The 21,792-nt window shown below is 35.9% G+C and carries 19 protein-coding genes and 1 other RNA gene; all 20 read left to right on the forward strand.

Features of this window, described 5'->3' with window-relative positions:
• Window positions 1-16: 16 nt before the first annotated feature.
• The gene (locus ACMW72_RS06940) at window positions 17-2,176 is read left to right on the forward strand and encodes an HD family phosphohydrolase (protein WP_418368119.1); all 2,160 of its coding nucleotides are present in this window, start codon (window positions 17-19) and stop codon (window positions 2,174-2,176) included.
• Window positions 2,177-2,656, forward strand: coding sequence for an rRNA maturation RNase YbeY (ybeY, locus tag ACMW72_RS06945; protein ID WP_418368120.1), 480 nt, complete (start codon window positions 2,177-2,179; stop codon window positions 2,654-2,656).
• 8 nt (window positions 2,657-2,664) lie between these two features.
• On the forward strand, window positions 2,665-3,348 hold the full coding sequence (locus ACMW72_RS06950) for a diacylglycerol kinase family protein (RefSeq protein WP_418368121.1): 684 nt from the start codon (window positions 2,665-2,667) through the stop codon (window positions 3,346-3,348).
• Window positions 3,296-3,781 carry a cytidine deaminase gene (locus tag ACMW72_RS06955; RefSeq protein ID WP_418368122.1) on the forward strand — a complete coding sequence of 162 codons (486 nt, stop codon included), beginning with the start codon at window positions 3,296-3,298 and terminating at the stop codon, window positions 3,779-3,781. Before ACMW72_RS06950 ends, ACMW72_RS06955 begins: the two co-directional genes overlap by 53 nt.
• Window positions 3,762-4,679, forward strand: coding sequence for a GTPase Era (gene era, locus ACMW72_RS06960; RefSeq protein WP_418368123.1), 918 nt, complete (start codon window positions 3,762-3,764; stop codon window positions 4,677-4,679). Before ACMW72_RS06955 ends, era begins: the two co-directional genes overlap by 20 nt.
• 236 nt (window positions 4,680-4,915) lie before the next feature.
• Window positions 4,916-5,074 (forward strand): YqzL family protein, encoded by a 159-nt coding sequence (locus ACMW72_RS06965; protein WP_418368124.1) that lies wholly within the window; start codon window positions 4,916-4,918, stop codon window positions 5,072-5,074.
• Window positions 5,075-5,123: 49 nt separating this feature from the next.
• A complete protein-coding gene (gene recO, locus ACMW72_RS06970) occupies window positions 5,124-5,861 on the forward strand; it encodes a DNA repair protein RecO (protein WP_418368125.1) in 738 nt (245 codons plus the stop codon).
• 367 nt (window positions 5,862-6,228) lie between these two features.
• Window positions 6,229-7,119, forward strand: a complete 891-nt coding sequence (gene glyQ / locus ACMW72_RS06975) for a glycine--tRNA ligase subunit alpha (protein ID WP_418368126.1) — start codon at window positions 6,229-6,231, stop codon at window positions 7,117-7,119.
• Window positions 7,112-9,181, forward strand: a complete 2,070-nt coding sequence (gene glyS / locus ACMW72_RS06980; protein WP_418368127.1) for a glycine--tRNA ligase subunit beta — start codon at window positions 7,112-7,114, stop codon at window positions 9,179-9,181. The genes glyQ and glyS overlap by 8 nt, the downstream gene beginning before the upstream one ends.
• 159 nt (window positions 9,182-9,340) lie before the next feature.
• The gene (locus ACMW72_RS06985; protein ID WP_418368153.1) at window positions 9,341-9,982 is read left to right on the forward strand and encodes a helix-turn-helix transcriptional regulator; all 642 of its coding nucleotides are present in this window, start codon (window positions 9,341-9,343) and stop codon (window positions 9,980-9,982) included.
• Window positions 9,983-9,993: 11 nt separating this feature from the next.
• The gene (locus tag ACMW72_RS06990; RefSeq protein ID WP_418368154.1) at window positions 9,994-10,830 is read left to right on the forward strand and encodes a pyruvate, water dikinase regulatory protein; all 837 of its coding nucleotides are present in this window, start codon (window positions 9,994-9,996) and stop codon (window positions 10,828-10,830) included.
• Between the two features lie 300 nt (window positions 10,831-11,130).
• The gene (gene dnaG, locus ACMW72_RS06995) at window positions 11,131-12,954 is read left to right on the forward strand and encodes a DNA primase (protein ID WP_418368128.1); all 1,824 of its coding nucleotides are present in this window, start codon (window positions 11,131-11,133) and stop codon (window positions 12,952-12,954) included.
• 29 nt (window positions 12,955-12,983) lie between these two features.
• Window positions 12,984-14,114, forward strand: a complete 1,131-nt coding sequence (gene rpoD, locus ACMW72_RS07000; protein WP_418368129.1) for an RNA polymerase sigma factor RpoD — start codon at window positions 12,984-12,986, stop codon at window positions 14,112-14,114.
• Window positions 14,115-14,279: 165 nt separating this feature from the next.
• On the forward strand, window positions 14,280-15,710 hold the full coding sequence (locus tag ACMW72_RS07005; protein WP_418368130.1) for a M1 family metallopeptidase: 1,431 nt from the start codon (window positions 14,280-14,282) through the stop codon (window positions 15,708-15,710).
• Window positions 15,711-15,754: 44 nt separating this feature from the next.
• Complete coding sequence (locus tag ACMW72_RS07010) at window positions 15,755-16,507, forward strand: tRNA (adenine(22)-N(1))-methyltransferase (RefSeq protein WP_418368131.1); 753 nt, start codon at window positions 15,755-15,757, stop codon at window positions 16,505-16,507.
• Complete coding sequence (locus tag ACMW72_RS07015) at window positions 16,474-17,589, forward strand: Nif3-like dinuclear metal center hexameric protein (RefSeq protein ID WP_418368132.1); 1,116 nt, start codon at window positions 16,474-16,476, stop codon at window positions 17,587-17,589. Before ACMW72_RS07010 ends, ACMW72_RS07015 begins: the two co-directional genes overlap by 34 nt.
• Window positions 17,590-17,661: 72 nt before the next feature.
• Window positions 17,662-18,054: RNase P RNA component class A (gene rnpB / locus ACMW72_RS07020), an RNA gene on the forward strand.
• 145 nt (window positions 18,055-18,199) lie between these two features.
• On the forward strand, window positions 18,200-19,660 hold the full coding sequence (locus ACMW72_RS07025) for a nicotinate phosphoribosyltransferase (protein ID WP_418368133.1): 1,461 nt from the start codon (window positions 18,200-18,202) through the stop codon (window positions 19,658-19,660).
• 20 nt (window positions 19,661-19,680) lie between these two features.
• Window positions 19,681-20,157 (forward strand): divergent PAP2 family protein, encoded by a 477-nt coding sequence (locus tag ACMW72_RS07030; RefSeq protein WP_418368134.1) that lies wholly within the window; start codon window positions 19,681-19,683, stop codon window positions 20,155-20,157.
• A gap of 326 nt (window positions 20,158-20,483) precedes the next feature.
• Complete coding sequence (locus tag ACMW72_RS07035) at window positions 20,484-21,785, forward strand: ammonium transporter (RefSeq protein ID WP_418368135.1); 1,302 nt, start codon at window positions 20,484-20,486, stop codon at window positions 21,783-21,785.
• The last annotated feature ends 7 nt before the right edge of the window (window positions 21,786-21,792 follow it).

Consider the following 21,792-nt stretch of genomic DNA (forward strand, 5'->3'; position numbering starts at 1 on the left):
AAAAGGGGCAATGAAAATGGGAAAGGAAACAAAAAAAACAAAGTTATTGAATAAAAACTGGCGAAAGCAAATGGAAGGTTGGGAAACTCATCCTTCCATTCGTTACATTATGTATGTATTTCTAGGTTTAATGATGTATCTTCTTTTAATGGGACAAGTTATTCCGAAAACGTATGAATTAAAAGAAGGACAAATCAGTCCTGTAACACTTACTTCACCCATTCGTGCACTTGATCAGTGGGCAACAGAATTAAAAAAGAAAGAAGCGGAAAAGTCTGTACCAGAAGTTTATTCCAAAGAAGATTCCATATTAAAAGATCAGATTAATCAAATGGAATCCATGTTTGACTCGATTTTATCCATTGTAAAAGATACAAATTTAACAAGTGAACAGAAGAAAGAACAACTAAAAAGGATTATGGTACCGATTAAAGAAGACTCAATCAAGATTGTTGCAAATTTATCTGAAACAAAAGTAAAAAACTTACGCAATTTAACCCGTTCTGCTTTAGAATTTGTGATGACAGATGGAGATGGAATCAATATCAAAGGTTTAAATGAAGCTTACGAGAAAGTGGATCGTTATGTACAATCTAATCCCTATGATAATGATGCCAAAATTAAAAATTTAGCAAAAGAAATAACCAAACAATTTGTTAAACCAAATCTTTTTTATAACCCTGATCAAACGGCATTATTAAGAGAAGAAGCAAGAAGTAAAGTTGAACCTGTTTATATAAAAAAAGATGAACTGATTGTAAAAAAAGGTCAATTTATTGATAAACCCACTTACGAACGATTAAAAGCGGTTGGTTTATTAAAAGATACATCGACGAAATGGCCCTATTTAGGTTTGTTTTTACTTGTTTCATTGATGATTTTGTTGCTTTATTTCAGTATTGAGCGAATGAAACCAATCTTACATCAAAATAATTCCTCTTTACTTATGTTAATCATTATCTTTTTACTCACCTTTACCAGTATCCGTTTTGTAGATTTAATCAGTGGGGAAAGTATGTCATCAACTAAAGGATATTTAGCCCCAGTCGCTTTTGGTGTGATGTTGATTACGCTATTAATCAATATGAAATTAGCCATTTTAAGTGGTGCGATTTTTAGCTTGTTTGTGGGATTGGTCTTTAATCAAGACCAAACGATGATTTTCGATTTTCGTTATGGATTTGTCGCTTTGATTGGAAGTACAGCAGGAGCCTTTGCTTTAGGAAGAATTCGTCAACGTTCGGGGATTTTAAAAGCAGGATTTATTGTTGCTCTGTTTAATTTTTTATCGATTGCTGTTGTTATTATGTTAACAAGCCAGAGCTATACATTACGTGAAGTCTTGTTTACGCTCTTATACGGGGTTTTAAGTGGCTTATTCTCGGCCGTTTTGACTATTGGTTTATTGCCGTTTTTCGAAACATTTTTTGGGATCCTTTCGCCGATAAAATTGATCGAGTTGTCAAATCCGAACCATCCTTTATTGCGAAAATTATTAATCAAGACTCCAGGAACTTATCATCATAGTATTATTGTAGGGAATCTCGCTGAAGCTGCTGCAGAGGCAATCGGAGCAGATGGATTATTAGCAAGGGTAGGGGCTTACTATCATGATGTGGGGAAAACCAAAAGGCCAACATTTTTTATTGAAAATCAGTTAAATATTGCAAACCCCCATGATCGAGTGGCTCCACACATAAGTAAAAACATTATCATTGCCCATACTAAAGATGGGATGGAGATGTTAAAAGAATACAAAATTCCTAAAGCGATTCAAGATATTGCGATGCAGCATCATGGTACATCATTACTGAAGTATTTCTATCATAAAGCACTACAAATTTCAGATAAACCTATACCTGAGAGTGAATATCGTTATTCTGGGCCAAAGCCTCAAACGAAGGAAGCAGCCATTGTGGGAATTGCGGATAGTGTGGAAGCAGCTGTAAGATCGATTCAAAATCCAACAAATGAAATAATTGAAGAAACAGTGCGAAAAATTATCAAATCTAAGTTGGATGATGGGCAATTGAATGAATGCGATTTGACATTAAAAGAACTTGAAATTGTCTCTATTACGATATTAGAAACCCTAAAAGGGATATTTCATTCGCGGATTGAGTATCCTGATGATAAAGATATTGAAGAAAATAAAAAAGGAGCGAAATTAGGGTAAATGATTGATGTTGAAATTTTAAACGAGCAAAATGTGATAGAACTATCTGATTCTCAACTTCATTTAATTGAAAAAGTGATACAAGAAGCTGCCGCTTTGGAAAACCTAGTGAATGGAGAAGTCGTGATCTCTTTAGTGGACGATCATAAGATTCATGAATTAAATAAAGCGTATCGAGGTATCGATCGTCCTACAGATGTGTTATCTTTTGCGATTAATGAGAAAGGTGAAGATGAGCCAGAAATCATCTTTGCTGAAAATCCTGATTTACCTAAAATGCTTGGAGATATTGTTATTTCTATTCCCCGGGTAATGGAACAGGCCAAAGAATATGGTCATTCTTTTGAAAGGGAATTAAGTTTTTTGACTGTTCATGGCTTCTTACATTTATTGGGATATGATCATCAAACTTCTGATGAAGAAAAAGTGATGTTTTCAAAGCAGGAAGAAGTTCTTTGTCGTCTAAATATTAAAAGGTGATGATCTTGTTGTTTTGGAAAAAATTGATCAATAGTTTTTATTTTGCTAGTGAAGGGATTACTTATGCGATTCTCACTCAACGAAATATGAAAATCCATGTTGCCATATCCATCATCGTGCTATTATTTGGGATGTGGCTTCATTTTTCTTTTTTCGATTCCCTTTTGATTTTAATTTCCATCGGGCTTGTTATTGGGATGGAATTAATGAATACGGCGGTAGAAACCGTTGTTGATTTGGTAATGCCAAAGTTCCATCCTTTAGCAAAATTGGCAAAAGATTTGGCTGCTGGTAGTGTCTTATTTTTAACATTTATTGTTAGCCTGATTGGCCTAATCATTATTATCCCGTACCTTTACTCTTTTTACTTGTATGGAGAAAAAGGGATTCAAGCTCCTAATTCTACTTTTTTTGCCCTTTTAGGTGCTTTTCTTTTAATCATTACTTATACGATGAAAGCATATTGGAAAAACAAAAGGGAACAATTTCAACCTGACGTATTAGTGGGAATTCTCTTTTTTACGTTTTCGTATCTCTTTCTTTTTTTTAGTCGATTACGCTTAATTTGGTTCCTATTCATTGTGATTTTTCTTTATTTTCGTTTTAAAAACCGTTATACTTTCTTTGCATTTTCACAAAATGTTTTTATTTCTGTTGCTGGATTTTATATTTTATATTATTTATTTTTCTAATCCTAAAAAGGGGGCGATTGAAATGGACGCGAAAGAATTGGTTCAGTTAGCTAAAGAAGCAAGGGAGTACGCTTATGCTCCTTATTCAAAGTTTAAAGTAGGAGCAGCTGTTCGTACAAAGAATAACAAAATTTATAAGGGAGCGAATATCGAAAACGCTTCATATGGATTAACCAATTGTGCGGAACGAACAGCCATATTTAAGGCGATATCAGAAGGGGACCTAGATTTAGAAGAGATTGCGGTGATTGCAGATACGGATAGGCCTGTTTCCCCTTGTGGTGCTTGCAGGCAGGTTATGGCTGAATTTTTTGCTCCAAATGCAAAGCTATATTTGGCGAATCTAAGAGGAGATATGATCATAACTACAGTAAAAGAATTACTACCAGGTGCGTTTACACAGGAGGATCTCAATGAATCAGAAAAAAACTAAGTCAGGTTTTGTAGTCATTATAGGTCGACCAAATGTTGGAAAATCCACTTTATTAAATCAAGTCATGGGGCAAAAGATTGCCATCATGTCAGATAAACCACAAACGACTCGAAATAAAATACGGGCAATATATACGAATAACCAAGGACAAATTATTTTTATTGACACGCCTGGTATACATAAACCTAAATCGAAATTAGGGAAATACATGATGAACATTGCTCTTACTACCCTACAAGAAGTTGATTTGATTTTATACTTAATGGATGTCACAGATAAATTTGGGCCGGGAGAACAATTTATTATTGAACAATTAAAATCGGTTACTAAAACTCCAGTATATCTTGTACTCAATAAAATCGATCTCATTACACCAGAAGAACTTTTGCCAATGATTGATCAATATCGCAAACTGTACAATTTTGCGGAAATTATTCCTATTTCTGCTTTAAATGGAAATAATGTTTCAACTTTATTAGATTTGATTTTTAAAGCATTACCTGAAGGCCCTATGTATTATCCTGCAGATCAGGTTACTGAATACCCAGAACAATTTATTGTTGCTGAATTAATACGAGAAAAGATTCTGAATCTAACACGAGAGGAAGTTCCCCATTCAATTGCCGTTGTAGTTGAATCGATGAAACCAGGCGAAGAAAATCCAAATACTGTCGTGATCCAAGCTGTCATCTATGTTGAGCGGACGTCGCAAAAAGGCATTATCATTGGCAAGAATGGACGAATGCTGAAAGAAATTGGCCGTCAAGCAAGATTAGATATTGAACGTTTACTTGGATCGAAAATATTTTTGGAATTATGGGTAAAAGTGAAAGAAGATTGGAGAAATAAAGAACATCTATTAAAGGACTTTGGGTTTTTTGAGGTTGACGAGGTTTAAGATTAGGGGATTGTAATCCCCTTTTTTAATATCTCCCTTACAAAACATGAAATGGCTTGTATGTTCTACGCTGCTCCTAACCTTATGGCTTATAGAACATACAAGCCTATTTTTCTACTTTATTTATAAGAAAATCGGTTCCCCTTTAGAACATTTTTCCTAGGATAGAAAAAACCGCACCCGTTTATCCTAATGAATAAACCGCGTTTCAATCTGTGATGAAGGAGTGAAAAGCCGTGAAAGATTTTTCATGGAATTATTTTTTAAAGACCGGACAGATTGATGCTTACCTTTTATACAAAGAATGTCAAATGAAACAAGATTTGCTTCAAAGTGAGGCGGAAGTACAAGAGTTACTTTCCTATACGAAAAAAAGCCTTCCTTTTAACGGCTGATAGGGTAAAATATATGAGTAAAACCCTATAGACGACGGAGTGGCAATCCATGTTAGCGAGAGCAGAAGGCATTGTGATTAAAACCGTAGATTACGGTGAAGGAAATAAAATTATTACACTTTTTACAGAAAAATATGGAAAAATAACGTTAATGGCAAGAGGAGCAAAAAAAACAAAAAGTCGTTTAAGTAGTGTGAGCCAATTATTTAGTTATAGTGATTATACCTTTTTTCTCACAAAAAGTATGGGAACACTTAAGTCTGGTGATATCATACAAAGTTTCACCAAAATTCAACAAGACATTATCAAAACTGCTTATGCAGCTTATTTAGTCGAATTAACAGATAAAATGATTGAAAAACATGAACCAATCCCATTTTTATATCAGCAATTATTATCTGCTTTAAAACAAATTGATGAAGGGAAAGATTCGGAAATTATCACCCGAATTTATGAGTTAAAAATTCTTGAAATCTCTGGATACCGTCCTGTATTAAATCATTGTGTATTATGTGATGCCCATGATCATTTAAAAAGGTTTAGCGTCATTCATGGAGGATTGATTTGTGATCATCATCCCAATGAATCATCAGTCGTATTACAAGAAGGAACGATCAAATTGCTTCGTTTATTTGAAGATATTGACATAAGAAGAATCGGGAATATTCATGTAAAAGAATCGACCAAATCACAAATGCAATTTTTGATGAGATCTTTTATTGAACATCATGCAGGAATTCAACTTAAATCACAACATTTTTTAGATCAAATCAAGCAATTTGAATAAATAGGAGGGGTAAAGGTAAAGAAGGTCATACCATCTTTTTCATCTTCAAAATCCAAAAAAACTGACCCCTGACGAAGAAAAAGTTGCAAATTAAATTTACATTTGGTATATTCTTATTCAAAAAAGAATATCAAAAAGCAATGAGAGAAAGGGTTCATTTTGCACCATTGCTTAGCGAGTTGGGGATGGTGAAAGCTCAACCAATGGACAAATGAATTGGCGTTCTCGAGCTGTGTTTTCATTTAAGAGGGCTAATAATAGCCAAATAGGGTGGAACCGCGGGAGCTCTTCTCGTCCCTATACCGAAAAAGTATAGGGAATGGGAAGGGCTTTTTCATTGGAATTTTTTAAGGTGAGGTGGATCGTTATGAATTTTCAGGACATGATCTTAACTTTACAAAATTTTTGGGCGAAACAAAATTGTATTATTGTTCAACCATATGATGTGGAAAAAGGTGCAGGAACGATGAACCCCATGACATTCTTGCGAAGTATTGGTCCTGAACCATGGAATGTGGCTTATGTTGAACCATCAAGAAGACCAGTCGATGGTCGTTATGGAGAAAACCCCAATCGGTTATATCAACATCATCAATTTCAAGTGATTCTTAAACCTTCTCCTGCCAATGTGCAAGAAATCTATCTAGAAAGTCTAAAAGAACTGGGTATTAATCCTTTAGACCATGATATTCGTTTTGTTGAAGATAACTGGGAAGCTCCAACACTTGGCGCTTGGGGACTTGGTTGGGAAGTTTGGCTTGATGGAATGGAAATTACCCAGTTTACTTATTTTCAACAAGTAGGTGGAATGGATGTAAAACCTGTTTCCGTTGAAATTACCTATGGACTCGAACGTTTAGCCTCTTATATTCAAAACAAAGATAATGTCTTTGACCTTGAATGGGTAAACGGGGTTACATATGGTGATGTCTTTCATCAAGCAGAATATGAACACTCCAAATATACGTTTGAGATCTCGGATAGTAAAATGTTGTTTAACTTATTTAATACCTATGAACAAGAAGCGATTCGCGTTTTGAAAGAAAATCTCGTTTTTCCTGCCTATGATTATGTGTTGAAATGCTCTCATGTGTTTAATCAATTGGATGCACGAGGAGCAATTAGCGTAACAGAACGAACTGGTTATATCGCTAGGGTTCGTAACTTAGCCAAATTGTGTGCAAAAGTTTATTACGAGGAGCGGGAAAAATTAGGTTTTCCTATGCTTAAGCAGAAAGAGGGGAGTTTACATGAGTAAAGATCTATTGATTGAAATTGGGACAGAGGAAATTCCAGCACGATTTATTCCAGATGCTATTGATCAATTAGCAAAAAAAATCGCATCTTGGTTAGAAGAGTCTTATATTCCCTTTGATGAGGTGAAAAGATATTCAACGCCAAGAAGATTAGCAGTTGTCGTTAAGAATGTAGCAGAAACCCAACAAGATCGAATTGAGGAAATGCGTGGACCCTCGCTAAAAATTGCTAAAGATAATGCCGGGAATTGGACAAAAGCTGCTCAAGGTTTTGCAAAGGGTCAAGGTGTTACGGTGGATCAGCTCTTTATTCAGGAAATAAATGGAACCGAGTACGTCTTTGCGAAAAAAGAGTATAAAGGTCAAGAAGTATCCCTCCTATTACCTGAAGCAATTAAAGAAATTATCGAAACCATGTCTTTCCCCAAAAATATGCGTTGGGGGAATGAAGATTTAAAATTTGTTCGCCCTATTCGTTGGTTACTCATTTTATTCGGTCAACAAGTCATCCCTGTTGAAATCGCAGGGGTAAAAGCGAATAATAAAAGCTTTGGTCATCGTTTCTTAGGTGGAGAAATTGTGATCCCTTCTGTAGATGAATATGTTCCCCGATTAACAGAACAATTTGTTATTCTTGACCCATTAGAACGAAAAGAGCGAATTCTTACGCAGATTCGTGAATTAGAGCGGGAAAAAGGTTGGATTGTGCCCATTGATGAGGGTTTATTGGAGGAAGTAGCAAATTTAGTGGAATATCCCACCGTCTTATTTGGCCGATTTAAAGAAGAATTTCTTGAAATACCAGCCGAGGTTCTGGTTACAACCATGCGTGAACATCAACGATATTTTCCAGTAGAGGATTCGACAGGACAATTACTACCGTATTTTATTACGGTTCGTAATGGAAACAGACGCTCCTTGGAATTGGTCATAAAAGGAAACGAAAAAGTATTAACGGCTCGTTTATCAGATGCGCGTTTCTTCTATTTAGAAGATCAGAAGTTAAAAATTGCTGATGCGGTATCGAAACTAGAAAATATCGTTTTTCATGAGGGGTTAGGAACCATAGGCGACAAGGTTCGAAGAATTCGGGAAGTAGCGATCACTTTAGCCAAACATCTTGATTTGGATAACGAAACAATCAAAAAAATCGATCGTACAGCTGAGATTTGTAAATTTGATCTTGTGACAAATATGGTTTATGAATTTCCTGAATTACAAGGATTAATGGGTGAAAAATATGCCACGATTCATGGAGAATCAGAAGAAGTGGCCAAAGGAATTTTTGAACATTATTTGCCTCGTTTTTCTGGAGATCGTTTACCTGAGTCAAAAATTGGGCAAATTTTAAGTATCGCTGATAAAATGGATAACATCGTTGGCGCCTTTTCTTTAGGTAAAATCCCTACTGGATCTCAAGATCCTTTAGGGTTAAGGCGGCAAGCAGTTGGAGTTGTTCAGATTCTTTTAGAAAAGATTCATTCGTTAACATTACAGACTATTTTTGAAATTGCGGTCGATTCTTATGAGCGAAAAGGATTATTAAAAAGAGGGAAAGAAGAAATCATCAGTGATCTTTATGACTTCTTTACGTTACGTTTAAGAAGTTTGTTACAAGAAAATGGAATTCGCTACGACGTTATTGATGCTATTTTAGAAGTAGAGAAAAATGATGTAAAATTAGTAATAGATAAAGCGAACATTTTAATGCAGGAAATGGAAAACCCTGATTTTAAACAAGTTGTTGATTCATTTACTCGGGTAATGAACTTAGCAGCCAAAACTAGTTCTTCTGAAACTCACCCTGAGCGTTATCAACAACAGGTGGAAAAAGATCTGTATCGGCAATATTTAAATGTTAAAGAAATGATCAATAAAGGGATAACACCAAAAGAACAACTTGAACAACTTAAAACACTAAAAGAACCGATTACGCAATATTTCGATCAGGTTATGGTCATGGTCGATGATGAACAAATGAGACAAGATCGTCTAGGATTGCTTTATTCCATTACCCAATTGATTCTTTCCTATGCCGATTTTCGTCAATTAGTTTTTGCTTAAAACATTCTCACTATTAAGCCCTCTGTTTGCAAATAGAGGGCTTTTCAACCAAGTAAATCAAAAAAGATTATTGCACTTGATAACTGAACTATATAGTATATACTATATAAAATGAATATTATAAGTAGTATAACACATTTTGTGAGATAGAAGGTGGTGATAACCATAGAACTAACGAGTCGTCAAGAATTAATTCTAAAAATCGTCAAAGAAGAGGGACCAATCACTGGGGAACAGATCGCAGAAAAATTAAATCTCACACGAGCTACTTTAAGGCCCGATTTATCTATTTTAACCATGGCAGGGTATTTAGAAGCTAGACCAAGGGTAGGTTATTATTATAGTGGGAAAAAAGGCAATCAAATCTTAAAAGAATCGCTAAATAAAATGATGGTCAAAGACTATAAGTCTGTTCCAGTGGTGATTAAAGAAGACACTTCTGTCTATGATGCAATTGTGACGATGTTTCTAGAAGATGTTGGAACCTTATTTGTGGTCAAGGAACGGGGAACTTTAGCCGGAATTGTTTCGCGAAAAGATCTGCTAAAAGCGGCTATTGGCAAACAAAACCTTCAAGATTTACCCATATCCGTCATTATGACGAGGATGCCGAATATTATTACTTGTAGGATGGAAGAACCGCTTATTGAAGCTGCCAATAAATTAATTCAATATCAGATCGATGCTTTGCCAGTTGTTAAACCATTGGAAGATGGGCAAGGGCTTGAAGTCGTTGGTCGAATTACAAAAACAACAATTGCAAGGGCTTTTGTTGAACTTGGAAAAGATCATGAAGTATAGGAGGGATCACTATTCAAAGCATAAATGAAAAACAGATCGTATATGTAGTTTCTGATTCCGTTGGGGAAACAGCAGAATATGTGGTAAGGGCAGCAGCAAGTCAATTTAATAGGGGAGCTACAGAAATACGCCGGTTTTCCTATATTGAAGATAAAGAATCGATTGATGAAATTGTTCAATCGGCGAAAGAAATCAACGGAATTATCGCATTTACGATCGTCGTTGCTGAATTAAAAGAGTATTTAATGGAAAAAGCGAAAGAAAAAAATGTAATGTATGTAGATATTTTGGGACCCATGATGGACTCGTTACAAGCGGTTTTTCGACAACCACCAAAAATGAAACCTAGATTAGTGAGACAATTAGATGAAGAATATTTTCGACGTGTTGAAGCCATTGAGTTTGCTGTTAAGTATGATGATGGTCGCGATCCGCGAGGCATCTTAAAAGCTGATGTCGTATTAATTGGGGTATCGCGTACTTCAAAGACGCCTCTTTCCATGTATTTGGCACATAAGCGTTTAAAAGTAGCCAATGTCCCCCTTGTTCCGGAGGTGGAACCACCTGAAGAACTATTTGAGGTTTCAAATCATAAAGTAATTGGTTTAAAGATTTCTCCCGAAAAACTGAACACGATTCGAACAGAACGACTAAAATCTTTAGGTTTAACCGCTAAAGCCAATTATGCAAACCATGAAAGAATCATTGAAGAACTAAATTTTGCTGATAAAGTTATGAAGAAAATCGGTTGTCAAGTCATTGATGTTTCAAATAAAGCAGTAGAAGAAACAGCTAATATTATCTTAGGGATTATCGGCAAAGGTGAAGAAAGTAAAAATATCATGTAAAATTTGCATGATGAATTTGAATTCACAGATTTCTGTGAAATTCTTTTTTTTTACGAGAAAATATAACTTACCAATTTCATTGGTTTCAGGTTTTCGACAAATTTCACAAAATTTTTACATTCTTTGTCGAGAAGGATTTTCGTTTTTGATGTAGAATATTATAATTATACCGATGCATGCAACGGTCCCATTTCTATAGTTAGAAAGTGATTTTGTCGAATCGACATGAAAAAAGTTTAAATCTTTTGCAGGAGAAATCTTGGAGAATGTAAAAAATTAATACTGAGGGAGTTTTTCCTTATGCCACCATTAAAAATCCCTAGAGTAATATTGCAACAGATTCGACAACATCATCATATTGTGGATATTGTTGGACAATATATCCCCCTTAAAAAAAGTGGAAGAAATTATATAGGATTATGTCCATTTCATTCCGAAAAAACACCATCATTTACTGTATCACCTGAAAAGGAGATTTTTCACTGTTTTGGGTGTGGTGCAGGGGGGGATGTCATTAAATTCGTGATGGACATTGAAAACTATTCGTTTTTAGAAGCTGTTCAATTTTTGGCAAATGAGGCAGGAATTACTATTCCTCAATTTGAACAACATATACAAGATGAAGAAGACATAAAAAAGCTACAGATGATAGAAGCCCATAATTTGGCAGCTAAATTGTTTCATTATGTCCTTCTTGAGACAGAACATGGGAAGGATCCTTATCGTTATTTATTAAATAGGGGGCTTACGAAAGAAGCGATTGAAACCTTTCAGATTGGTTTTTCCCCTTCTTCATTCGACTTTTTAAAAAATTTTTTGCTCAGAAGGGGATATTCTGAGGAATTACTAGTAGAAGCTGGATTATTAATTCAAAATGAAAACGGGGTTTTCGATCGCTTCCGCAATCGTATTATGTTCCCTATTTTTGATGCCAAAGGCCGTGTGATTGCTTTTGGAGGACGGGTGATGGATGACAGTCTGCCAAAGTATCTAAACAGTCCAGAAACCATTATTTTTAATAAAAGTAAAACCATTTATAATCTACATCTTGCTGCTAAAGAGATTCGTAAAAAAAGACAAGCCATCCTTTTTGAAGGTTATGTGGATACCATTTCAACATGGAACGCGGGAATCCATAATGGTATTGCTACGCTAGGGACGGCACTAACAGAACAACATGCAAAAATTTTACGACGATATGCTGATGAAATTGTCATTTGTTATGATTCAGATAATGCAGGACAACAGGCCACTTATAAAGCAATTGAACTATTACAACCATTAGGATTTCAGTTAAAAATTGTACAAATGCCTCAGGGGTTTGACCCCGATGATTATATTCAAACCTATGGGCCTGATTCATTTAAAGAGGAGATTTTAACAACAACAATTACTGCAACTGCTTTTAAGTTAGATTTTATTCGTAAGGAATATCAAATGAATGAAGAAAGTGGCCGGTTGAATTATATTACGAAAGCATTAGAAATAATCGCTGATTTGCCCCGGGCGATTGAAAGAGAACATTATTTACGTGGACTAGCTGATGAATTTCATCTTTCCTTTGATTCACTAAAAAATGATTTGAATCAAATTTATTATGAAAAAAGGAAAAAAAAGGAGAAAACTAGGGATAATCTGACCATTAAGTGGAATAATAATATAAATAATGGCAATCATGTGTTTAAATCTAACGCATTGTATCCAGCTTATTATCACGCTGAGAAGTACTTAATCGCAATGATGTTAAAAGATCGAAAAATCGCCGAAAAAATTAAAGAAGAAATTGGAAATGGTTTTCATGTAGAGGATTTTGCGGCCTTAGCAGCGTATATCTATTCATATTATAGTGAGGGGCATGAAGCGGATATCCGTCATTTCATTTCCACTCTTGAAGACGAACACTTTATTCGCTTGGCAAGCAACTTAGCAATGCTTGAGATGAATGAAGAAGTTTCGGAACAAGAGTTTCATGATTATATAGCACAAGTAAAAAAACATCATCTTGAACTTTTGATCAAGCAAAAAAGAGAAGAACAGAAAAAGGCAGAACGATTACAAGATTATGTGACAGCAGCCAAAATTGGTCAAGAAATTATTCAATTACGTACCAAAAGAGGATTGTGAGTAAGTGATTGAGGGAAGGAGGGAACGATATGGCCAAAGATAAGAGTAATCATATTGAGCCCGAACTAACGCTAGAGCAAATGAAAGAGCAAATCGTGGAACAAGCAAAAAAACGGGGTTCAATTTCATATAAAGAAATTATGGATAAATTATCTATATATGATCAAGATTCTGATCAAATCGATGAATTTTTTGAGTATTTGACCGATCAGGGAATCGAGATTGTCAATGAAGATCAAGATGATCCATTAATACTTGATGATGATCTTGAAAAAATCTCAGAAACAGATGAAGATTACGACTTCGATGATTTGTCCATTCCTCCTGGAGTGAAGATTAATGACCCTGTTCGAATGTACCTAAAAGAAATTGGCCGTGTTCCGTTGTTATCTGCTGAAGAAGAGATTGAATTAGCAAAACGTATTGAACAAGGTGACGAAGAGGCAAAACGCCGTCTGACTGAAGCAAACCTAAGGCTTGTTGTAAGTATAGCCAAACGATATGTAGGAAGAGGAATGCTATTCCTTGATCTCATACAAGAAGGGAATATGGGATTAATTAAAGCGGTAGAAAAGTTTGATTATCGCAAAGGGTACAAATTTAGTACTTATGCGACATGGTGGATTCGCCAAGCAATAACAAGGGCGATCGCTGACCAAGCAAGAACTATCCGCATTCCTGTACACATGGTTGAAACGATTAATAAACTTATTCGTGTCTCTAGGCAATTGCTACAAGAATTAGGGCGAGAACCCACTCCAGAAGAAATTGCAGAAGAGATGAATTTAAGTGTTGAAAAAGTAAGAGAAATCATGAAGATTGCTCAAGAACCTGTTTCTTTAGAAACACCGATTGGCGAAGAAGATGATTCCCACTTAGGGGATTTTATTGAGGATCAAGATGCTTTAGCCCCCTCAGATGCAGCAGCTTATGAACTATTAAAAGAACAACTAGAAGACGTTTTAGACACATTAACAGAAAGAGAAGAAAATGTGTTGCGTCTACGTTTCGGATTAGATGATGGCAGAACTCGAACTCTTGAAGAAGTAGGCAAAGTGTTTGGAGTTACAAGAGAACGTATTCGCCAAATTGAGGCAAAAGCCTTACGAAAACTTCGTCATCCAAGCCGTAGCAAACGATTAAAAGATTTCTTAGAGTAATCAGGATGATAAAGTCTGCAAATCATTTTGCAGGCTTTTTTTATTTTTCTTCCTCAATTTTACATCTTTTTAAATTCGAATGCAAATTATTCCAATGTAATCATTGGTAAAATGGATGATTTGGATTGAAATAGCAAATTCTACTTAAAAAGGAGTGATGAAAAAATGGCACGACAGAGTAGAAAATGGATTTTTGTTATTCTCATGTTATTTTTAACAAACAAAGGCTTTAATGAAATTGTTTATGCTGAAGTAAAAGGAAAGATGATTCCTCAGTATCGCTTAGATATAGAATATAAAGAGAAAGAACAAATGATTATAGGACAAATGGAACTTCAATATCCCAATCAAACAGGTAACGCGTTAAATGAAATCTATTTTCATCTATACCCCAATGCTTTTAAAGAGTGGAAATGGGAAAAGGAAAACAAGCCGAAAACGATTGGTTATCTTACCATTAAAAAAGCAATGATTGATGGAATTGAGGCTTACCCCCACCAAAATGGTACATTATTAAAATTAAATTTTCCCAAACCATTGCCAAAAAATAAAACGGCGAACATAGAAATGGAGTTTGAGTTAAAGTTGCCGACAAAAGGATATCGACTAAGTGCAATCAACCAGTCGGTGTTTCTCGCTCAATGGTATCCCATGTTAGCCGTTTATGATCAGCAAGGATGGCATTTGGATCCATATACAACTATAGGTGATCCTTTTTATACAAATGTGGCTAATTTTGATATAAAATTAAAACTGCCCAAAGGGTATCGGGTGATTTCCACGGCAACTGACCCGCCTCAAGAAGTGAATGGGCAGGATTATCTCTTTTTAGCGCAAGAGAATGTTAGAGACTTTGCCATTGTCATCACAAAGGAATATGAGAAAATCACAACCCATTCAAAAAGTGGCATTAAAACTAATCTCTGGTATTTACCAGACCAACAAGAGGTTGCTCCTTTGCTATTAGGGGGAGCTGTTTATGCGATGGATTTTTATGAAGAATATTTTGGTTCCTATCCAATGAAAGAAATTGATGTGGTTTTAGGGAACTCCAGTTTTGGCATTGCGGGAATGGAGTATCCAGGACTTGTGACATCTGATCCATTAATCAAAATAGGGGAACAAACTCGCCCTGCGCTCAATGTGGTTGCCCATGAATTGGCACATCAATGGTGGTATAGTACCGTTGGTAATGATCAAGTAAAAGAGCCATGGCTTGATGAGGGTTTAACCACGTTTTCCGAATATCTTTACAGCGAGAAAATATTGAATAAAACCAATCTCAATTCATTAATGGAACGAATCAAAACTTTAACTGATCAACTCGCCGCTTCTCAAGAAATAAGTGTGCTTCAACCCATCTATACTTTTGGCGATTTATACGGACCATTTGTTTATGCAAGGCCAGCTGCAATGTTATGGAGTTTGAGAAATCAAATTGGCGATGAAAAGATGAAACAAATCTTACATACGTATTATCAACAATATCAATATAAAATTGCCACAACAAAGGATTTTATAAAGATTGTAAATCAAATTACCGGTAAAGATATGACTCCATTTTTTGCGGAATGGTTGTTGATCAAAGAAAAATGATAGTATAATGTATTTTGACATTTAGGGATAGGAAAAGGTGAAGTATGAATTCGGTGATTTTATCCAATCGGTTAAAAACGATTGCTTCGTATGTTCCAAATGGGAAAAAAATTGCTGACATTGGATCTGATCATGCTCTTTTGCCAAATTATTTAGTCATCAACCAGATTGCTCCCTTTGCCATTGCTGGCGATGTCAATGAAGGCCCTTTACAGGCTGCAAAAAGGCAAGTTCAGCAATATGGCTTAACGAATCAGATTTCAGTAAGAAAAGGAAATGGCTTAGAAGTAATTCAAGAAAACGAAGTTGATGTTATTATCATCGCAGGAATGGGCGGGGCCTTAATTGTTGAGATTTTAGAAGCTGGGAAAGAAAAGTTATCTACGATTGAACGACTCATTCTCCAACCTAATATAGGAGAAGAATTGGTAAGGAAATGGCTCGATCAAAATCACTGGCAAATTGTCGATGAGACCATTCTAGAAGAGAATGGCAAAATTTATGAAATTATCATTGCTGAACCAAAGCGAATAAACGGAGAGGATCCTTATCTAGGAGTGGAGCGAACGAAGGAAGAATTATATCGTTTAGGTCCAGTTTTATGGCGAAAGCGACCAGCGATCCTTTTAAAAAAATGGCAACAAGAAGCAAAGAAAATAGATACCATCATAAAGCAATTGGACCAGATTAGTAATGATAAGGAGAGAGAAGAAAAACTAGAAAAATTTATCACGAAAAAAAACTGGATTTCGGGGGTATTAAAGTGTTTGCTCAAGGACAAACCATTATCCAAATAATGGAACAACTTGCGCCAAAATATTTAGCGATGGAAGGAGACCGCATCGGCTTACAGGTTGGTACATTACAAAAAGAAGTGAAAACGGTGATGTTGACCTTAGATGTTTTGGAAAATGTGGTAGATGAAGCGATTGAACAAAAAGTGGATCTCATCATCACCCATCATGCCTCCATCTATCAGCCATTAAAACATCTGCGAACCGATTTACCACAAGGGCGCATCTATCAAAAATTATTGAAACATGACATTGCTGTCTATACAGCCCATACCAATTTAGATGTGGCCTTAGGTGGAGTGAATGACGCATTAGCAAAAAGGCTTGGGATCGAGGCTACGGAATTCTTACAAGAGGTGTATCAACAAAAACTAAAAAAGATTGTCGTCTATGTTCCTGAGAGCCATCAACAGGTTGTATTAGATGCGTTGTCAGCAAATGGAGCCGGCTGGATTGGAAACTATAGTCATTGCAGCTTCAATACTTTAGGAATCGGCACCTTCATGCCTAGAGAAGGAACAAATCCGTATATTGGTCAACAAGGGAGATTGGAACGAGTGAATGAGGTAAGAATTGAAACGGTTGTTCCTGAGGAAAAACAAAACCAAGCGATTAAAGCAATGTTAAAGGTTCATCCTTATGAAGAAGTAGCTTATGACATTTATCCTTTAGAAATCAAAGGAAAAAGTTATGGGATTGGTCGTGTAGGCAGATTAGCTGAAGAATTAACACTAAAAGAATTTGCTCTTTTTGTCAAACAACAGTTGGAATTAGATGGAGTAAGAGTAGTAGGTGATTTAACACAAAAAGTACGTAAAGTGGCGATTGTCGGTGGCGATGGCAATCGTTTTGTACAAACTGCGGCATTTCAAGGAGTTGATGTACTGATTACAGGAGATATTTATTATCATGTGGCTCACGAAGCAATGGCTGAAGGATTAGGAATCATTGATGTGGGGCATAATGTGGAAAAATGGGTACTACCTGAGTTAAAAATATATCTAGAACAAGAATTTCAAACAAGAAAGATTGAAACAAAAGTGTTGATATCCAAGGCTAATACTAGTCCGTTCCAGTTTATGTAGACATTACATATTGCATATTATATATTCATTTGTTATACTAATACTTGCTGTCATTTCGAAAAGTTGATAAGGAAAGTAAGCTGGGTAATCGCTGGTGGATTTGATCCACGAGAGGAAAGTCCGAGCTCCATAGGGCAGGGTGCTGGATAACGTCCAGTCAGAGCGATCTGAAGGATAGTGCCACAGAAATGGACCGCCGATGGCCATCTGATGATGGTACAGGCAAGGGTGCAACCGTGGTGTAAGAGACCACGAGGGAATATGGCGACTTATTCCCTGGTAAACCCCACCCGGAGCAAGACAAGGTAGGAACGCATATGGGGTGGCCCGCTCCGCGTTCGGGTTTGTCGCTTGAGCCATATAGCAATATATGGCCTAGATAGATGATTACCGCTTCAACAGTGGGAGCTAAAATGCGCTTTACCACTAGAAGTACAGAACTCGGCTTATAGGCTTACTTTCCCAAATATACATAAAACACCACGTTTCATTGCGTGGTGTTTATATTTTTTGTGTAAAAGATATTATAAATTGTTGATTTACATGTTACAATAAATAGAAAATTACATAATGTAATATAAAAATCTAGAAAAGAAAAAGGGGAAAACCAATGATACATAATGAGCAAAACACTAGAAATCTTACAATGTTAACGGATTATTATCAAATTAATATGATGTATGTCCATTTTAAAAACGATCTACTCGATAAAGAAGTGGTTTTTGATGTTTATTTTCGTAAGAATCCTTGTGGAAGTGGGTACTCAATTTTTGCTGGTTTAGAACAAGTGGTTGAATATATTCAAAATCTTCGCTTTACCAAAGAGGATGTAGATTATCTTGCCAGCGTACATAAATATGATCCTGATTTTTTACAATATTTATTAGAATTTCGCTTTACAGGGGAGATATGGGCAGTTCCTGAGGGGACTGTTGTTTTTCCAAACGAACCGATTTTAAAAGTTCGTACCAATGTTATAGAAGCACAACTGATTGAAACGGCCATACTTAATATTATTAATCACCAAACCCTCATTGCAACAAAAGCTTCACGGGTCGTCTATGCTGCTGATGGTGATCCCGTTTTAGAATTTGGTTTAAGAAGAGCACAAGGACCAGATGCGGGAATCTATGGGGCACGTGCCGCTTATATTGGTGGAGTATCAGCTACTTCCAATGTATTAGCGGGAAAAATGTTTTCCATTCCCATTCGAGGAACTCATGCTCATGCCTATGTTCAAAGTTACTCATCGGAATTAGAAGCATTTATGGCGTTTGCTCAGTCTTTCCCAGATAATGTAAGTTTATTAGTCGATACCTATGATACGTTAAAAAGTGGTGTGCCCAACGCCATTAAAACCTTTAAAATTATGAAAGAAAAATTAGGGGATAACTTTAAAAATTATGGGATCCGCTTAGATTCAGGAGATCTAGCCTATTTGTCAAAACAAGCGAGAAAAATGTTGGATGAAGCAGGGTTTCCTGAAGCAAAGATTGTTGCTTCCAATGATCTAGATGAGGAATTGATTCGAGATTTAAAACTTCAAGGAGCGAAAATCGATATTTGGGGTGTAGGTACAAACTTAATTACTTCCAGTGATTGTCCATCACTAGGAGGAGTTTATAAGCTTGTCGCAGAAAAGGAAGGGGATCAATTTATTCCTAAAATCAAGATTAGTGAAAATCCAGAAAAAATTACAACACCCGGTTGTAAAAAAGTGGTTCGTTTTTACGATCGTACGACAAAGAAAGCGATTCTTGACCTAATTATGTTAGAGGATGAACCGATACCTCAAGATGATTTTATTGCTTTTGACCCTGTGAATATTTGGAAGAAGAAAGTCGTTCGCAACTTTGTTGCCAAAGAATTGCTAGTACCTATTTTTCAATCGGGACGATTAGTTTACAATTTACCTTCATTAGAGGAAATTCGCAATCATGCAAAACAGGAGTTAAATATGCTATCTGAGGAAATTAAACGTCTTCATAATCCTCACATTTACCATGTAGATTTATCCAAAAAATTATGGGATCTAAAATATCAGCTATTAAATCAAGAAAGGAAAAGATAGACGATCTAAAGGAGATAGCTATGACATTGCAAACTCTTCTGTCGAATTTTCCTTTAATGAGTGCTTTAATTGCGATGATCGTTGCTCAATTCTCGAAACTATTTACCCATTTAATATTTAATAAAAAATGGGAACCGCTGATTATTTTTAGTAACGGTGGTATGCCAAGCTCTCATTCTGCATTAGTGAGTTCATTGACTACAGCGGTTGGCTTTAAACATGGAATTCATTCTACGGAATTTGCGATTTCCTTGGTTTTTTCTCTAATCACTATGTGGGATGCAGCGGGAATACGTTACCAAGCTTCTAAACATGCGAGATTATTAAATGTCTTAGTTCAAGACTTTCAAATTTTGGTTGAACAATTGAAGTATAAGACAAAAAAGAGAGAGCATACTCCTTTAAAAGAGCTAATTGGTCATAAACCTTTAGAAGTTATAGTAGGAGCAAGTTTAGGAATTGTAATTGGGTTCTTAATGGAATATTGGTTCTATTAAGGATATCTTTGTATAAGTCAAAATAAGGATCTCCCTTTTTAGGGGAGATTTTTTTATTGGCTTCATTGTTAAAAATTATAGTGTATGATTAAGAAATTGGCAGTCAACAAGTTTTTTATGGTAGTTTCTTTGAACTGTGATGTTAATTATTATTACACAAAAAAAAGACTAAATATAATATTTTAAGAAAATCGCAACGGAATTATTAGCGATTTTTGATGTAAATAAAAAAAATATTTATTTTCTAAAATTCATGTAACATTTTATCTCGTATTGTGTTAGAATATTTAACATAAATACTTAAGAAATGAAAGGGAGGAAATGTAATGGAAAAATTCAGTTTAATGTTAGACTCTGTATGGGTGATTGTTGCTTCTGTGTTGGTGATTTTCATGCAGGCGGGATTTGCGTTATTAGAAGCAGGATCAACAAGAATGAAAAATGCGGGGCATATAGCTGGAAAACAAATCTTAAGTTTTGCTATTGCTACATTAGCTTTTTGGGCATTTGGATTTGCTATTACCTTTGGCGAAGGAAATCAATGGTTTGGTACTAGTGGTTGGTTTTTAAAAGAAGGATCAAAGACAACTTTTGACTCTTTATCATGGGCCCATGTTCCACTATCCTTAAAGTTTTTATTCCAATTAGCATTTGCTGCCGTTTCTTTGGCAATCGCATGGGGGGGATTTGCTGAACGAGCCAAATTATCGGTTTACTTTATCTTTGGTACATTATTTACAATATTTATTTATCCAGTTGTTGGCCATTGGGTATGGGGTGGAGGTTGGTTGGCACAGATTGGAATGCAAGATTTTGCTGGCTCAACCGTAGTTCATCTTCAAGGTGCGATAGCTGGTTTTATTGCGACATTACTTCTCGGTCCACGGATTGGTAAATTTAATCATGATCGAACACCAAATCTTATCCCCGGTCACAACCAGGTCTACACTGTTTTAGGAGGAATTATTTTATGGGTTGGTTGGTTCGGGTTTAATGCAGGTAGTACAATGAGCACTGTTGATGGATTTTTTGGATATGTCGCATTGACGACTCATCTTGCAGCAGCAGCAGGAGCACTAGCAGCATTAATTACCGCAAAAATACTAACAGGAAAAGCAGATGTATCAGCGATGGTGAATGGTGTACTAGCAGCATTAGTTGCCATCACAGCCGCCTCTGCATTTGTCGAGCCTTGGGCAGCAATTGTTATTGGGGCAGTGGCAGGTTCCTTTACATTTTGGACGTCGATTTATTTCGAAAGAAAAGGGATTGATGATCCGATATATGCTTTTTCTGTTCATGGGATTTCTGGAGTAATTGGAACGATTTCCACAGGTCTTTTTGCTTCTCCACGATTAGTTGAAATTACTAAAATTGGTAAAGCAGGATTGTTTTATGGTGGAGGCTTTCATCAATTATGGGTACAAATCATCGGGGTTCTTGGAGCAGCGGTATATGTAGCGATCGTTTCTTTTTTAATTCTTGGAGCTATAAAACTAACTGTCGGGTTAAGGGTAACACCTGAACAAGAGATTTCGGGATTAGACATCAGTGAGCATGGAGCTTATGGTTATCCAGAGCATTTGGAGCTTTTGAATCATCATGTGAATAAAATGCAGGTTAGCTAAAGAGAGT

Origin of the sequence: Tepidibacillus sp. LV47, from assembly GCF_048381575.1 — a bacterium.
Lineage (GTDB): Bacteria > Bacillota > Bacilli > Tepidibacillales > Tepidibacillaceae > Tepidibacillus.

Bases quoted from the DNA above. Each gene is read 5' to 3' on its own strand.
- ACMW72_RS06940 (WP_418368119.1), top strand. From the start codon at position 17: ATGGGAAAGGAAACAAAAAAAACAAAGTTATTGAATAAAAACTGGCGA.
- ybeY (WP_418368120.1), top strand. From the start codon at position 2,177: ATGATTGATGTTGAAATTTTAAACGAGCAAAATGTGATAGAACTATCT.
- ACMW72_RS06955 (WP_418368122.1), top strand. From the start codon at position 3,296: ATGTTTTTATTTCTGTTGCTGGATTTTATATTTTATATTATTTATTTT.
- era (WP_418368123.1), top strand. From the start codon at position 3,762: ATGAATCAGAAAAAAACTAAGTCAGGTTTTGTAGTCATTATAGGTCGA.
- recO (WP_418368125.1), top strand. From the start codon at position 5,124: ATGTTAGCGAGAGCAGAAGGCATTGTGATTAAAACCGTAGATTACGGT.
- glyQ (WP_418368126.1), top strand. From the start codon at position 6,229: ATGAATTTTCAGGACATGATCTTAACTTTACAAAATTTTTGGGCGAAA.
- glyS (WP_418368127.1), top strand. From the start codon at position 7,112: ATGAGTAAAGATCTATTGATTGAAATTGGGACAGAGGAAATTCCAGCA.
- dnaG (WP_418368128.1), top strand. From the start codon at position 11,131: ATGCCACCATTAAAAATCCCTAGAGTAATATTGCAACAGATTCGACAA.
- rpoD (WP_418368129.1), top strand. From the start codon at position 12,984: ATGGCCAAAGATAAGAGTAATCATATTGAGCCCGAACTAACGCTAGAG.
- ACMW72_RS07005 (WP_418368130.1), top strand. From the start codon at position 14,280: ATGGCACGACAGAGTAGAAAATGGATTTTTGTTATTCTCATGTTATTT.
- ACMW72_RS07010 (WP_418368131.1), top strand. From the start codon at position 15,755: ATGAATTCGGTGATTTTATCCAATCGGTTAAAAACGATTGCTTCGTAT.
- ACMW72_RS07025 (WP_418368133.1), top strand. From the start codon at position 18,200: ATGATACATAATGAGCAAAACACTAGAAATCTTACAATGTTAACGGAT.
- ACMW72_RS07030 (WP_418368134.1), top strand. From the start codon at position 19,681: ATGACATTGCAAACTCTTCTGTCGAATTTTCCTTTAATGAGTGCTTTA.
- ACMW72_RS07035 (WP_418368135.1), top strand. From the start codon at position 20,484: ATGGAAAAATTCAGTTTAATGTTAGACTCTGTATGGGTGATTGTTGCT.